General features: G+C 44.2%; 11 protein-coding genes. 7 read left to right on the top strand and 4 right to left on the bottom strand.

The window, feature by feature from the left end:
- Positions 1–156 precede the first annotated feature (156 nt).
- The 6 genes from lptD to apaH all read left to right on the top strand — a co-directional run bounded on the left by lptD (position 157) and on the right by apaH (position 6,868).
- Positions 157–2,481 carry an LPS assembly protein LptD gene (gene lptD, locus B0X70_RS03490; protein ID WP_217470886.1) on the top strand — a complete coding sequence of 775 codons (2,325 nt, stop codon included), beginning with the start codon at positions 157–159 and terminating at the stop codon, positions 2,479–2,481.
- Positions 2,482–2,550: 69 nt separating this feature from the next.
- The gene (surA, locus tag B0X70_RS03485; protein WP_217470885.1) at positions 2,551–3,852 is read left to right on the top strand and encodes a peptidylprolyl isomerase SurA; all 1,302 of its coding nucleotides are present in this window, start codon (positions 2,551–2,553) and stop codon (positions 3,850–3,852) included.
- Positions 3,830–4,849, top strand: coding sequence for a 4-hydroxythreonine-4-phosphate dehydrogenase PdxA (gene pdxA / locus B0X70_RS03480; protein ID WP_040151800.1), 1,020 nt, complete (start codon positions 3,830–3,832; stop codon positions 4,847–4,849). Before surA ends, pdxA begins: the two co-directional genes overlap by 23 nt.
- On the top strand, positions 4,842–5,660 hold the full coding sequence (gene rsmA / locus B0X70_RS03475; protein WP_214039839.1) for a 16S rRNA (adenine(1518)-N(6)/adenine(1519)-N(6))-dimethyltransferase RsmA: 819 nt from the start codon (positions 4,842–4,844) through the stop codon (positions 5,658–5,660). Before pdxA ends, rsmA begins: the two co-directional genes overlap by 8 nt.
- Positions 5,661–5,672: 12 nt before the next feature.
- Positions 5,673–6,050: a Co2+/Mg2+ efflux facilitator ApaG/CorD gene (gene apaG / locus B0X70_RS03470; protein ID WP_036812231.1), complete on the top strand. Its 378-nt coding sequence runs from the start codon at positions 5,673–5,675 to the stop codon at positions 6,048–6,050.
- Positions 6,051–6,052: 2 nt separating this feature from the next.
- Positions 6,053–6,868: a bis(5'-nucleosyl)-tetraphosphatase (symmetrical) ApaH gene (apaH, locus tag B0X70_RS03465; RefSeq protein ID WP_040151805.1), complete on the top strand. Its 816-nt coding sequence runs from the start codon at positions 6,053–6,055 to the stop codon at positions 6,866–6,868.
- 55 nt (positions 6,869–6,923) lie between these two features.
- Here the strand turns inward: apaH and folA are convergent, their stop codons facing one another.
- Complete coding sequence (gene folA, locus B0X70_RS03460; protein WP_040151807.1) at positions 6,924–7,409, bottom strand: type 3 dihydrofolate reductase; 486 nt, start codon at positions 7,407–7,409, stop codon at positions 6,924–6,926.
- Positions 7,410–7,587: 178 nt separating this feature from the next.
- On the opposite strand from folA, the gene B0X70_RS03455 reads away from it, so the two are divergent.
- Complete coding sequence (locus B0X70_RS03455; protein WP_036812237.1) at positions 7,588–8,202, top strand: LysE family transporter; 615 nt, start codon at positions 7,588–7,590, stop codon at positions 8,200–8,202.
- A 97-nt stretch (positions 8,203–8,299) separates the two neighbouring features.
- Here B0X70_RS03455 and carB read toward each other — a convergent pair whose 3' ends face one another.
- The 3 genes from carB to dapB all read right to left on the bottom strand — a co-directional run bounded on the left by carB (position 8,300) and on the right by dapB (position 13,959).
- Positions 8,300–11,524, bottom strand: a complete 3,225-nt coding sequence (gene carB, locus B0X70_RS03450; RefSeq protein WP_217470884.1) for a carbamoyl-phosphate synthase large subunit — start codon at positions 11,522–11,524, stop codon at positions 8,300–8,302.
- A gap of 15 nt (positions 11,525–11,539) precedes the next feature.
- Complete coding sequence (gene carA / locus B0X70_RS03445) at positions 11,540–12,703, bottom strand: glutamine-hydrolyzing carbamoyl-phosphate synthase small subunit (protein WP_217470883.1); 1,164 nt, start codon at positions 12,701–12,703, stop codon at positions 11,540–11,542.
- A 434-nt stretch (positions 12,704–13,137) separates the two neighbouring features.
- Complete coding sequence (gene dapB / locus B0X70_RS03440) at positions 13,138–13,959, bottom strand: 4-hydroxy-tetrahydrodipicolinate reductase (RefSeq protein WP_217470882.1); 822 nt, start codon at positions 13,957–13,959, stop codon at positions 13,138–13,140.
- Positions 13,960–14,038 lie beyond the last annotated feature (79 nt).

Raw genomic sequence — 14,038 nt, 5'->3', positions numbered from 1 at the left:
TGTCGTTTTGCATTATCATACTATTCATTCAGCTCCGTGCCTAACGGCAAGATAAGTAAAGGCATGACTTTACACTGGCGCATATTCATCGAGTGCGCTAGTCTCTTGAGGTTTGCCCGGCATAATGCCACTGATGATGGAACCGCATAAATATCTATGAAGAAATGTTATCCAACTTTGCTGGCCACAACGGTATGGGCCGCACTTTATGGTCAGCATGCACATGCTGATCTCGCAGCACAGTGTATGCTGGGTATACCTGTTTATGATCAGCCAATAATTAATGGCGATCTCAATCAACTTCCTATCAATATTCTGGCAGATGATTCACACGCAGATTATCCGCGTTCTGCTAAATTTATCGGTAATGTTAATATTAAACAGGGTAATAAGACCCTAACCGCAGATAAAGTACAACTTGATCAAACAGAAGATGAAGTTCCGTTAAGAACCGTGACTGCAACGGGTAATGTTCATTATGATGACCCTCTGATTATTCTAAAAGGGCCACGTGCCTGGTCTAATTTAAATAATAAAGATACCGATATGTATCAGGGTGATTATCAGATGGTCGGGCGTCAAGGACGCGGCACCGCGGACAAAATGAAACTGCGTGGTGAAAACCGTTATGCCATTCTGGATAATGGTACTTTTACCTCCTGCCTGCCGGGTAATGATAGCTGGAGCGTTGTCGGTTCCGAAGTCATTCTCGATCGCGAAGAAGAAGTGGCCGAAATATGGAATGCCCGTTTCAGAATGGCTAACATTCCAGTATTTTATAGCCCGTATCTTCAATTACCGATCGGTAATAAACGCCGTTCAGGGTTTCTTATTCCTAACGCCAGCTATTCCAAAAAAGCCGGCTTTGAATTTCAGCTGCCTTATTACTGGAATATTGCACCGAATTATGATGCGACGATTACACCGCACTATCTCAGTAATCGTGGTTTAAAACTGGATAATGAATTCCGCTACTTAACCAAAGCTGGCACAGGTACCCTTGCTCTCGACTGGCTGAATAACGATGAGCAATATGTCAAAGACAAAAAGACAAACACACGTACCGCCAGAGAGAGTGATAATCGCTGGTTATTTTATTGGAGACACAGTGGTGTGATGGATAGGGTATGGCGTTTTAATATCGACTATACCAAAGTCAGTGATCCCGAATATTTTTCTGATTTCAGCTCTCAATATGGTTCCACCACTGATGGCTATGCCACACAAAAATTCAGTCTGGGCTATGCTCAACAGAACTGGAATGCCACGCTATCAACTAAACAATTCCAGATTTTTTCTAAAGATACCAGTAGAAAAGCCTACAGAGCTGAACCACAGTTAGATTTGAACTATTACAAAAACGATCTGGGGCCATTTGACCTGAAAGTCTATGGTCAGGCGGCAAAATTCACCAGTGTAGGTAAAAACAACCCGGAAGCAACCCGCTGGCATCTGGAACCCTCCATTAACCTGCCACTCTCCAATGGCTGGGCCAGTATGAATAATGAAGTTAAGCTGATGGCGACTCACTATCAGCAGGATATTCCTAAGGCTCTTGAGAATGCTGAATATAAAGAATCTGTTAACCGGGTTCTGCCACAGTTTAAAAGCGAAGCCAAAATGGTGTTTGAGCGTTCAACATACCTGAACAGCAATTACACTCAAACGCTAGAACCGCAGGTTCAGTATCTGTATGTGCCATACAAAGACCAAGATAATATCAACAACTTCGACTCATCTTTACTACAAACCGACTATACCGGCCTGTTCCGTGACCGCTTTTATGGTGGCCTGGACCGTATTTCATCTGCCAATCAAGTGACTACCGGTCTCACTACCCGTCTTTATGATGAAGGTTTAGTTGAACGTTTTAACCTGTCATTAGGTCAAATCTATTACTTTGAACGTCCACGCACCGGTAAAGAAACCATCATCAACAGTAAAGATAATACAGGTATGATGACCTGGGCAGGTGATACTTACTGGAAAATTAATGATTCCTGGGGCTTGAAAGGTGGCATGCAATACGATACTCGCCTAGGTAGCGTAACGATGGGAAATGCAGTGCTAGAATATCGCCGTGATGAAGACCGACTTGTGCAATTGAACTATCGTTTTGTTGACAGAGATTATATCCAAGCTACAGCTAAGAGCGCTCCGGCTTTCCAGCAAGGGATTTCTCAAGTCGGTCTGGTTACAAGTTGGCCGTTAAGTGAGCGCTGGGGTTTCGTAGGCGCTTACTACTACGATACTAAAGAACAGCAACCGGCAAGTCAGTTAGTGGGTTTGCAGTACAACACTTGTTGCTGGGCAATCAACGTTGGCTATGAACGCAAGATCATTGGTTGGAAAGACAGCGATAGCGAATATGACAACAAATGGTCATTTAACTTTGAACTTCGTGGCTTAAGTAACAATCATAGTTTGGGTAGCCAGAAAATGTTGAAGTCTGGCATCATGCCATACCAACGAGCATTCTGACGCCAAGAACATTTTGATATTAAACACGATAAATCCGCTATTGCGGAACCTACATATGATGGGAAAAGTATGAAGAACTGGAGAACTCTCATTTTCGGATTGATGTTTTCAGTGAGTACTGCCTTCGCTGCACCTCAACAAATGGATAAAATTGCTGCGGTCGTTAATAACGGAGTGGTACTGGAAAGCGACATCAACAACCGATTACAATCTGTCAAACTGGATGCGCAACATGCCGGCCAGCAAATACCGGATGAACAAACACTACGTCATCAGATCCTTGAACGTCTGATTATGGATAATATCCTGCTACAAATGGCAAAACAGATGGGAATCACCATTCCTGATCAAGCATTGGATTCTACAATTGCCAATATTGCAGCTCAGAACCACATCACTGTGGAACAAATGAAACATCGCATTACTGCTGACGGAATGAGTTTCGATACTTACCGTGATCAAATCCGTAAAGAGATGATGATAGCAGAGGTGCGCAATAATGAAGTTCGCCGTCGTGTCACCATTTTGCCTCAAGAGATCGACGCCTTAGTTAAACAAATTAGCAACCAGAATACTAACGATACAGAACTGAATATCAGCCATATTCTGATCCCATTGCCAGAAAACCCAGATCAGGCGCAAATGGAAAAAGCCATGACGGTAGTGCAGAAAATTATGTCTGAACTTAAACATGGTGTTGATTTCGGTAAATTGGCTATCGCTTACTCTGCTGATCCACAAGCGCTGAAAGGCGGTAATATGGGTTGGAGTCGGCTTGAGGAATTACCAACTCTGTTTGCTGAACAACTGCAATCAGCTCAGAAAGGAGCCGTTGTTGGCCCAATCCGCTCCGGTGTTGGTTTCCATATTCTCAAAGTCAATGATATCCGTGGCGGTAACCCAACCATCGCCGTCACTGAAGTTCACGCCCGCCATATTCTATTGAGAACTTCCCCTGTCATGACCGATGATCAAGCGCACACCAAGTTGCAGCAAATCGCCAGTGATATTCGCAGCGGAAAAACTGATTTTGCCGATGCCGCAAAAGAGTTTTCAGACGATCCTGGCTCAGCCCTACGTGGTGGTGATCTCGGCTGGACTACCCCTGATATCTATGATCCTGCTTTCCGCGACGCGTTAATGCGCCTGAATAAAGGTGAAATCAGTCAACCTGTTCACTCATCTTTTGGCTGGCATCTAATCCAACTATTGGATACCCGCAAAGTTGATAAAACAGACGCCGCTCAGAAAGATCGCGCTTACCGTATGTTGTTCAACCGTAAATTCACCGAAGAAGCACAAAGCTGGATGCAGGAACAACGCGCCTCAGCTTATGTGAAAATTTTAGATGGCAGCGATGCACAACAATAAACCGATTATTATCAATAAACCAATTGTTATTACCCCCGGCGAGCCTGCCGGGGTTGGACCCGACTTAACGGTTGCTCTCGCTCAACAAAGTTGGCCAATGCAATTGGTCGCTTGCGCAGACCCCAACCTGCTTCTCGACAGAGCCAAACAACTTAATTTACCTTTGCAATTACAAGAATACTCTGCTGACAAAACCCCCGAACCACAAGCTGCCGGGACGTTGACAATATTGCCAGTTCCTCTTCATGCCCCCGCAATCGCCGGCGAATTGAACCAAGAAAACGGCAGATATGTCACCGAAACACTGGCCCGAGCCTGTGACGGCTGTTTAAACGGAGAATTTTCAGCATTAGTCACAGGACCGGTTCATAAAGGGAATATCAACGATGCTGGCGTGCCTTTTATCGGCCATACCGAATTCTTTGCCGATCGCAGTGGATGCCAGCGAGTTGTCATGATGCTTGCAACAGAAGAACTTCGGGTTGCCCTGGCAACGACTCATCTGCCTATTGTTGATGTACCAAAGTCCATCACTTTCGATAGTCTTCGGGAAGTGATTACTATTCTTAACCATGATTTGAAAACAAAGTTTGGCCTGGCGAAACCCTGTATTTATGTTTGCGGTCTGAATCCCCATGCGGGAGAGGGCGGCCATATGGGACGGGAAGAGATTGATGTCATTATTCCTGCATTAGCCAGTCTGAGAGCAGAAGGCATTGTGCTGGAGGGTCCTTTACCGGCAGATACCCTGTTTCAGCCTAAATATCTTCAACATGCAGACGCCGTGCTCTCGATGTATCATGACCAAGGATTACCCGTGTTAAAATACCAAGGTTTTGGCAGAGCAGTGAATATTACATTAGGCCTGCCGTTTATCCGTACTTCGGTCGATCATGGCACAGCACTGGAACTGGCCGGGACAGGTCAAGCTGATGTGGGAAGCTTTATCACCGCATTGAATTTAGCAATTAAAATGATACAAAACAGTAATGAATAACAGAGTCCACCAAGGGCACTTTGCCCGTAAACGCTTCGGGCAAAACTTCTTAACCGATCAATTTGTCATTGATAGTATTGTTGCCGCTATCAATCCACAACCTGGCCAAGCTGTGTTGGAAATTGGCCCCGGTCTTGGTGCATTGACAGAACCGGTCGGCGAGCGCATGGATAAAATGACCGTGGTTGAACTCGACCGCGATTTAGCCGCTCGCCTACAAATTCATCCAAAATTAAAAGATAAACTTACCATTATCCAGCAAGATGCCATGACGGTTAATTTTGGCGAATTGTCTCAACAAAGAGGGGAGCCTCTGCGTGTCTTTGGTAATTTACCTTATAATATTTCCACGCCGTTAATGTTCCACCTTTTTAGTTATACTGATGCTATTGCCGACATGCATTTTATGTTACAAAAAGAGGTGGTGAACCGTCTGGTAGCTGGCCCCGGAAGTAAAACTTTCGGGCGTTTGAGTGTCATGGCCCAATATTATTGTCAGGTTATCCCTGTGCTGGAAGTACCACCAAGCGCGTTTGCTCCCGCACCTAAAGTCGATTCAGCCGTTGTACGTCTGATACCGCACAAAAGCATACCTCACCCCGTCAAAAATATTCGTATGCTGAGCCGGATCACGACTCAAGCTTTCAACCAACGGCGTAAAACCATCCGTAACAGCCTCGGTGATCTTTTTACTGTAGAACAGCTAACAGAACTTGGTATCGATCCAAGTACTCGTGCCGAGAATATTTCTGTTGAGCAGTACTGTAAAATGGCAAACTGGCTATCAGAACAACCTGAAATGCTGTCATAACAGGAGTCAATTATGATTAATACGCCCAGGGTTTCTATTCAGGTACAAAGTGTTTATGTAGAAAGTCAATCGTGTCCCGATCAACGGCGTTTCGTTTTTGCCTATACAATCACTATCCGAAATCTTGGGCGCGAACTGGTTCAATTAATTAATCGTTACTGGCTAATTACTAACAGTGATGGTCATCAAACAGAAGTTCAGGGGGAAGGTGTTGTTGGTGAACAACCCATAATCCAGCCAGGGACCGAATACCGTTACACCAGCGGCGCAATATTGGAAACACCCTTGGGTACTATGGAAGGCCATTATGAAATGGTCGACCACAATGGCGAACCATTCCGCGTTGCCATTCCGGTTTTCCGTCTGGCTATCCCAACGCTGATTAATTGATTATGTCTACATATCTCATTGGCGATATTCACGGCTGTTATCGTGAATTACGAGCTTTATTAACTAAAGTCGATTTTGATCCTAAAAATGATACGTTGTGGTTAACAGGAGATTTAGTTGCCCGCGGCCCAGACTCTCTTAACGTTCTCCGGTATGTTAAACAGCTAGGCTCAGCCGCAAAAGTGGTACTAGGCAATCACGATCTCCATTTATTGGGAGTTTATGCCGGGATCAGCCGTAATAAACCTAAAGATAAAATTGATTCGTTACTGTCTGCGCCAGATGCCGATGAATTAATTAATTGGCTACGCAAACAACCGTTACTACAGTGCGATGATGATCTAAAACTACTCATGACACACGCTGGCATTACGCCTCAATGGGATTTGGAAACAGCCAAAATGTGCGCTAGCGAAGTTGAAACTATGCTCAACAGTAGCAGTTACCCTCTGTTTCTCAATTCCATGTATGGAGATATGCCAAACAATTGGTCACCAGAACTCTCTGGACTGGCGCGTTTACGTTTCAGTACCAATGCATTGACACGCATGCGTTACTGTTTTCCAAATGGTCAATTGGATATGTTGTGCAAAGATAAACCCGAAAACGCGCCTGCGCCGCTAAAACCCTGGTTTGAACTGCCACGCCAGATCCCATCAGGGTATGGCATCGTTTTCGGTCACTGGGCATCATTAGAAGGCCAGGGAACACCCGACGGATTTTATGCATTGGATACAGGGTGTTGTTGGGGAGGAAAACTGACAATGCTACGTTGGGAAGATAAACAATATTTCACACAATTATCGTTACCGCAGTAAAACAGCATTAAAGCCAGACACGCCGTGAAAAAAGCTCATCGGCGTGTTCTATCAATTAGAGGCGGCGTTGTAAAATCTCAAAACAGTAGCTGTGAGAATTTAATTCATCGGCATCATGGTATTCAGTAAACTCAGAATCCCACTCATCCGGTTCATAGTCAGGAAAATGCGTATCACCTATCACTTCTGCATCGATGTGTGTCAGGTACATACGATTCGCTCGTGAAATAAATTGGTCATAAACTTTCCCACCCCCCATGACCATAACCTCTTCTGCATCACCCGCCACAGCCAGCGCTTCATCAACTGAGCTTACCCAAGTTACACGTTCATCATTACCCGGCTGATTACTCAATACAATATTGAGCCTTCCAGGTAACGGATGACCTATGGATTCATAAGTCACTCGTCCCATAATAACAGGTTTATTCAATGTATTACGTTTAAACCAGGCTAAATCCCCCGGCAGATTCCACGGCATTTTATTCTCCATGCCGATAACCCGATCCATAGCTAAAGCAGCGATCAAGCTGATATTCATTAAGCCACCTTATAGGCAAATAGTATAAAAATTGATGACACTATACGGAAAGGGATGTACCCAGTCGATAGGCTCAACACCTTCTTAAGTACAAAAAATTAATTTATACTCGGTTTATTACTTAAGACATTTATTGATCAAAATAATAACAAAACTAATATTAACTATAGGGTACATTATGCTGGAAACATCACTAGTCGTCATCACTATCTCAACGCTGGGTATGCTCTCTCCCGGTCCTGATTTCTTTCTGGTAGTCAAAAATGCCATACGTTACCAACGTTCTGCCGCCATGATGACAGTTATGGGCTTAATCGCCGCTATCGCTTGCCATATGGTTTACTGTGTCGCCGGGTTGGCGATTGTTATCACCACAACACCGTGGCTATTTAATCTGATGAAATATGCTGGAGCGGCTTATCTTATTTGGATTGGGATCAATAGCTTGTTTTCTCGCGGAGGGAATACTCTCACTCTCGATGCTCAACCACGACAGATCGTCACTTTCAAAAAAGCGTTTATGCAGGGGTTTTTATGTAATTTGCTCAATCCCAAAGCAACGTTGTTCTTCCTGGCAATATTTACTCAGTTACTAAATATCAATTCTGGTGTTGGTGAGAAATTGTGGTATGCCTCTATTATCTGGGGACTGGCGGTTATCTATTGGCCACTGTTAGTCATATTAATTCAAAGCGCACCAGTACGCCGCGGATTAGCTAAAACTCAGAAAGTTATTGATAAACTACTAGGTATTGTTTTGATTGGCTTAGGTGTCAAAGTAGCTCTGGGATAACAGACAGTGATTCTTTCTCTTTAATTTTTCAATAAACATAAAAAAGTGCGCTTAACAGAGCGCACCTTTTTATTACTTCAATTAATCAAAATATAGACTAACTTTTAATCGCCGCATGCATTTCCTGTACAGAAATCACCTGCTCAGTTGGATCTGCACTCAGTGCCATCGTTGTCGCAAATCCACCATTCAATGTGGTGTCATAATGCACTTTATATTGCAGTGCACTACGGCGAATAAGTTTGGAATCCTCAATTGCCTGACGACCCGCAGTCGTGTTTACAATATAGCTATATTCACCATTTTTAATTCTATCCTGAATATGCGGACGCCCTTCATGAACTTTATTCACCAGACGAGGGTTAATCCCCGCTTCACCTAGTACAACCGCAGTACCATGAGTCGCATCCAGTTCAAAACCCTGTTTCAGCAATTTAGCGGCCAAATCCACAACCCGGCCTTTATCACCTTCACGCACTGACAGAAGCGCCCTACCACTTTGTGGCATTTTAGCGCTACACCCCAATAGTGCTTTTGAGAAAGCTTCGGCAAATGTACGCCCAACGCCCATTACTTCTCCGGTTGACCGCATTTCAGGCCCAAGAATCGGATCTACACCTGGAAATTTGTTGAAAGGCAATACAACCTCTTTCACCGAATAGTATGGTGGGATGATCTCCTGAGTTGCACCTTGCTCAGCCAGAGATTGACCAACCATCACTCGAGCTGCAACTTTCGCTAGTGGTAAACCGGTCGCTTTAGAAACAAATGGCACAGTACGAGCTGCACGTGGGTTAACCTCAATTAGATAAACCTCGTCATTCTTGACGGCAAACTGGACATTCATTAAACCACGCACACCTAATTCAAATGCCAGTTTTTCTACCTGCTGACGCATAACATCCTGAATTTCCTGACTTAAGGTGTAAGCAGGCAGTGAACAAGCTGAGTCGCCGGAATGCACTCCAGCCTGCTCAATATGTTCCATAATGCCGCCGATCAAGACACGCTCACCGTCACAAATAGCGTCAACGTCCACTTCCACTGCATCATCAAGGAAACAATCAAGCAATACCGGGGCATCATTAGAGACACTGACCGCAGTCTGGAAGTAACGACGCAGGTCAATTTCGTCATATACGATTTCCATCGCGCGGCCACCCAAAACATAAGATGGACGAACCACCAGCGGATAACCAAGAATGTTTGCCTTCTCAACTGCACGTTCTATCGTGGTTACTGTGGCATTTTCAGGCTGTTTCAAGCCAAGACGATTTACTGCCTGTTTGAAACGTTCACGATCTTCCGCACGATCAATCGCATCCGGGCTGGTACCAATAATTGGAACACCGGCGATTTCCAGTTCACGAGCCAATTTCAGCGGAGTCTGACCACCATAATGCACAATCACCCCTTTTGGTTGTTCAACACGTACAATCTCAAGAACATCTTCCAAAGTCACCGGTTCGAAATAGAGACGGTCCGAAGTATCATAATCTGTTGAAACAGTTTCTGGGTTACAGTTCACCATGATGGTTTCATACCCATCTTCACGCAGTGCCAAGGCTGCATGAACACAACAATAGTCGAATTCAATCCCTTGCCCGATACGATTAGGGCCACCACCCAATACCATGATTTTTGGCCTATCACTATTCGGATTAGCCTCACACTCATCTTCATAAGTGGAATACATGTATGCAGTATCAGTCGCAAATTCTGCCGCACAGGTATCAACCCGCTTATAAACCGGATACAAATTATATTTGTGGCGCAGCTTGCGGATCTCTTTTTCGGCCACACCGACCAGTTTTGCCAAACGCGCATCAGCAAAACCTTTACGTTTCAGATGACGCAGGAAGTCGGCCGTCAAGCTGTTAATTCCCTGCTCTGCCACCTGCTCTTCCAATCTCACTAGTTCTTCAATTTGCACTAAAAACCAGCGATCAATATCAGTCAGGTTAAACACACCATCAACAGACATACCCGCACGGAAAGCATCGGCGATATACCAGATACGCTCAGCACCTGCATCTTTTAATTCGCGACGAATTTTAGTCAACGCTTCTGGATCATCTAAATTGACTTTCGGATCAAAACCGGTTGCCCCGATTTCCAAACCACGCAATGCTTTTTGCAGAGATTCTTGCTGAGTGCGGCCAATCGCCATCACCTCACCAACAGATTTCATTTGGGTTGTCAGACGATCATTGGCGCCAGCAAATTTCTCGAAATTAAAGCGAGGAACTTTAGTGACTACATAGTCGATAGAAGGTTCAAAGGAAGCTGGCGTGCGGCCACCAGTGATATCATTCATCAATTCGTCAAGGGTATAACCCACAGCCAATTTAGCGGCAATTTTAGCAATCGGGAAACCGGTCGCTTTCGAAGCCAACGCAGAAGAACGGGAAACACGTGGATTCATTTCGATGATAACTAAACGGCCATTTTTTGGGTTCACCGCAAACTGTACGTTAGATCCCCCAGTTTCTACACCGATTTCACGCAATACCGCCATCGAAGCGTTACGCATGATTTGATACTCTTTATCCGTCAGCGTTTGCGCCGGGGCGACTGTGATGGAATCACCGGTGTGAATCCCCATCGCATCAAAGTTTTCAATGGAGCAAACGATAATGCAGTTATCGTTTTTATCCCGCACAACCTCCATTTCATACTCTTTCCAACCAATCAGAGATTCATCAATCAAGAGTTCGTTGGTTGGTGAAAGATCCAAGCCACGCTCACAAATTTCCTCGAATTCTTCACGGTTATAGGCGATGCCGCCACCGCTTCCTCCCATAGTAAAAGAGGGGCGGATAATACAAGGAAAACCGACTTTATCAACAACTGCCAGCGCTTCTTCCATTGAATGGGCGATACCAGAACGCGGAGTTTCCAAGCCGATCTTTTTCATTGCTATATCGAAACGGCGGCGATCTTCCGCTTTATCAATCGCATCTGCGGTAGCACCAATCATAGTAACGCTAAACTCTTTCAGAACTCCCTGACGCTCCAATTCTAAAGCACAGTTGAGTGCGGTTTGCCCGCCCATTGTTGGTAGAATCGCATCAGGACGCTCTTTTTCAATGATTTTACGCACCACTTCCCAGTGGATCGGCTCAATATAAGTAGCATCGGCCATCTCTGGATCAGTCATAATGGTAGCAGGGTTCGAATTCACCAGAACGACACGATAACCCTCTTCCCGTAACGCCTTACAGGCTTGTGCTCCTGAATAGTCGAATTCACAAGCCTGACCAATAACAATTGGGCCAGCACCCAGAATCAGGATACTTTTAATATCAGTACGTTTTGCCATTTTATTTTCTCCTGATTACTTGGTGTTATGACGATTATTTTTCTGACAATACTGTTCAATTAGGTCAATAAAGTGATCAAATAACGATGCTGTTTCATGTGGACCAGGGCTGGCTTCTGGGTGCCCCTGGAAACTGAATGCGGGTTTATCTGTGCGATGAATCCCTTGCAACGTACCGTCAAACAGAGATTTATGAGTAATGTTCAGATTTGACGGCAGTGATCTTTCATCTACAGCAAAACCGTGGTTTTGGGCAGTAATCATAACAACATTACATTCAAGATCTCTTACCGGATGGTTAGCGCCATGATGGCCGAATTTCATTTTCATGGTTTCCGCGCCACTCGCCAATGCCAGCAATTGGTGTCCAAGACAGATACCAAAAATTGGAATCTCTGTCTCAAGCAGGGTTTTAATTGCTTCGATTGCATAGCCACAAGGTGCCGGGTCCCCCGGTCCATTAGATAAGAAAATACCATCTGGATTCAGTTTTAGTACATCTTCAGCCGGTGTCTGGGCAGGAACAACTGTCAAGCGGCAGCCACGATCCACCAACATTCGCAAAATATTTCGTTTTGCACCAAAGTCATAAGCAACAACATGATAAGGCAGATCCTGCTCTTGCTTATCTTCCGGTAATCCCTCCGCCAACGTCCAGCTCCCCTGTAACCACGGATAAATCTGTTTAGTTGTCACCTCTTTTGCTAAATCCATCCCTTCCAACCCCGGAAATGCTTGCGCTTTTTCCAGAGCAACCTGAGCGTCAACCTGCTTACCTGCTATAATACAACCATTCTGCGAACCCTTTTCTCTTAACAAACGCGTAAGTTTACGGGTATCGATATCTGCTATCGCAACAATATTATGGCGTTTAAGGTAATCGGAAAGCGTTTCTTCGCAGCGGAAGTTACTGGTCAACAGAGGTAGATCACGAATCACTAGCCCTTGAGCCTGTACTTTTAGTGATTCTTTATCGACTGAGTTAACACCGACATTACCAATATGGGGATAAGTAAGAGTGACAATTTGGCGGGAATAGGAAGGGTCTGTGAGAATTTCTTGATATCCGGTCATCGAGGTATTGAAAACCACTTCCCCAACTGCCGCCCCTTCCGCACCGATGGCACGACCGTGGAATTGGGTTCCGTCTTCCAGAACCAATATAGCTGACTTAATCAAAACACCCTCCAAAGAATAATTACTCGCAATTAGTGCATATTAATTCAGATCTGTTCCTCAAAATCAATGCCAAAGCTGCTTTTTAGGCAAAATTTTGGCAAATTGCGCGCATTCTAATGATGAGAGGGGGAGTTGTCTACAAAAAATGTTACTTTTCTTATTTTTTTACACATTTCACTGAGTGAATTAATAAAATAAGACTAAAAACAGCAACAAAACTAATTTAGAAAACAGTAATCAGCATAGAAAACTTGATTCTCAGATGAAAAGCTGAAAATAATCATAAAAAGGAGAAAAAAGCAGAAAATTAAGGTTGGAAATAAGACAAAAATAGAAAAAACAAACCAAAAAATAACAAAATTAAACAAAGAAATCTAAAATCGCATAATAAAATATTTAATTATGCGATATCAATAAGTTGAAAAAATTTTCTTTCAAAGTAAATCAAGATTTAGCACATCTTTCATATCAAAAAGACCGCTATTTTTACCCCTTAGCCATAAGGCAGCCTTTACAGCGCCGTTTGCAAACGTCATCCGACTGGAAGCCTTATGAGTTATCTCTACTCTCTCCCCAATATCGGCAAATATAGCGGTATGCTCGCCCACAATATCCCCGGCACGGATAGTCGCAAAACCAATACTTTTCGGATCACGTTCACCGGTATAACCTTCACGGGCATAGACAGCGCACGTTTTAAGATCCCGCCCCAAAGCATGAGCAATAGATTCTCCCATTGCTAAAGCTGTTCCTGATGGCGCATCCACTTTATGGCGGTGATGCGCTTCGATAATTTCGATATCGCTATACTCCCCCATCACTTTCGCTGCTTTTTCTAATAACTTAAGTACCAGATTCACACCCACGCTGAAATTCGCAGCAAAAACAATCGGGATATCAGCAGAAGCCTCTTTAATTGTCTGCTTACCAGCCTCATCAAAGCCAGTTGTACCAATCACTATCGCTTTACCGTTCTGGCGACAAATTTCAAGATGAGTCAACGTTCCTTCCGGACGGGTAAAATCGATAAGAACATCAAAATCATCAACGATATTTTTCAGGTCATCACAAACAGTCACACCTGTATGACCAATACCTGCTAACTCTCCAGCATCTGCGCCAATCAGAGAAGAACCGGAACGTTCCAAAGCTGCACCAAGAGATACCCCATCTAATTGATAAATAGCCTGAATCAACTGACGTCCCATACGCCCACCAGCGCCAACAATAGCAACACGAATATCTGTATCAGCCATAAGCCCTCACTATGAAGTTAGTCCTTTTCCTGATTAACACGATGATCAGTCAGATGAATGTTTTAGATAAAGATCATAT

This window comes from Photorhabdus akhurstii (genome assembly GCF_019090985.1).
GTDB classification, from domain to species: Bacteria; Pseudomonadota; Gammaproteobacteria; order Enterobacterales; family Enterobacteriaceae; genus Photorhabdus; species Photorhabdus akhurstii.
This window is presented reverse-complemented; position numbering and strand designations above follow the sequence as displayed.

Coding starts and splice junctions, on each gene's coding strand:
- dapB (WP_217470882.1), bottom strand. CDS start 13,959: ATGGCTGATACAGATATTCGTGTTGCTATTGTTGGCGCTGGTGGGCGT.
- apaG (WP_036812231.1), top strand. CDS start 5,673: ATGATTAATACGCCCAGGGTTTCTATTCAGGTACAAAGTGTTTATGTA.
- carB (WP_217470884.1), bottom strand. CDS start 11,524: ATGGCAAAACGTACTGATATTAAAAGTATCCTGATTCTGGGTGCTGGC.
- folA (WP_040151807.1), bottom strand. CDS start 7,409: ATGAATATCAGCTTGATCGCTGCTTTAGCTATGGATCGGGTTATCGGC.
- B0X70_RS03455 (WP_036812237.1), top strand. CDS start 7,588: ATGCTGGAAACATCACTAGTCGTCATCACTATCTCAACGCTGGGTATG.
- surA (WP_217470885.1), top strand. CDS start 2,551: ATGAAGAACTGGAGAACTCTCATTTTCGGATTGATGTTTTCAGTGAGT.
- lptD (WP_217470886.1), top strand. CDS start 157: ATGAAGAAATGTTATCCAACTTTGCTGGCCACAACGGTATGGGCCGCA.
- rsmA (WP_214039839.1), top strand. CDS start 4,842: ATGAATAACAGAGTCCACCAAGGGCACTTTGCCCGTAAACGCTTCGGG.
- apaH (WP_040151805.1), top strand. CDS start 6,053: ATGTCTACATATCTCATTGGCGATATTCACGGCTGTTATCGTGAATTA.
- pdxA (WP_040151800.1), top strand. CDS start 3,830: ATGGCAGCGATGCACAACAATAAACCGATTATTATCAATAAACCAATT.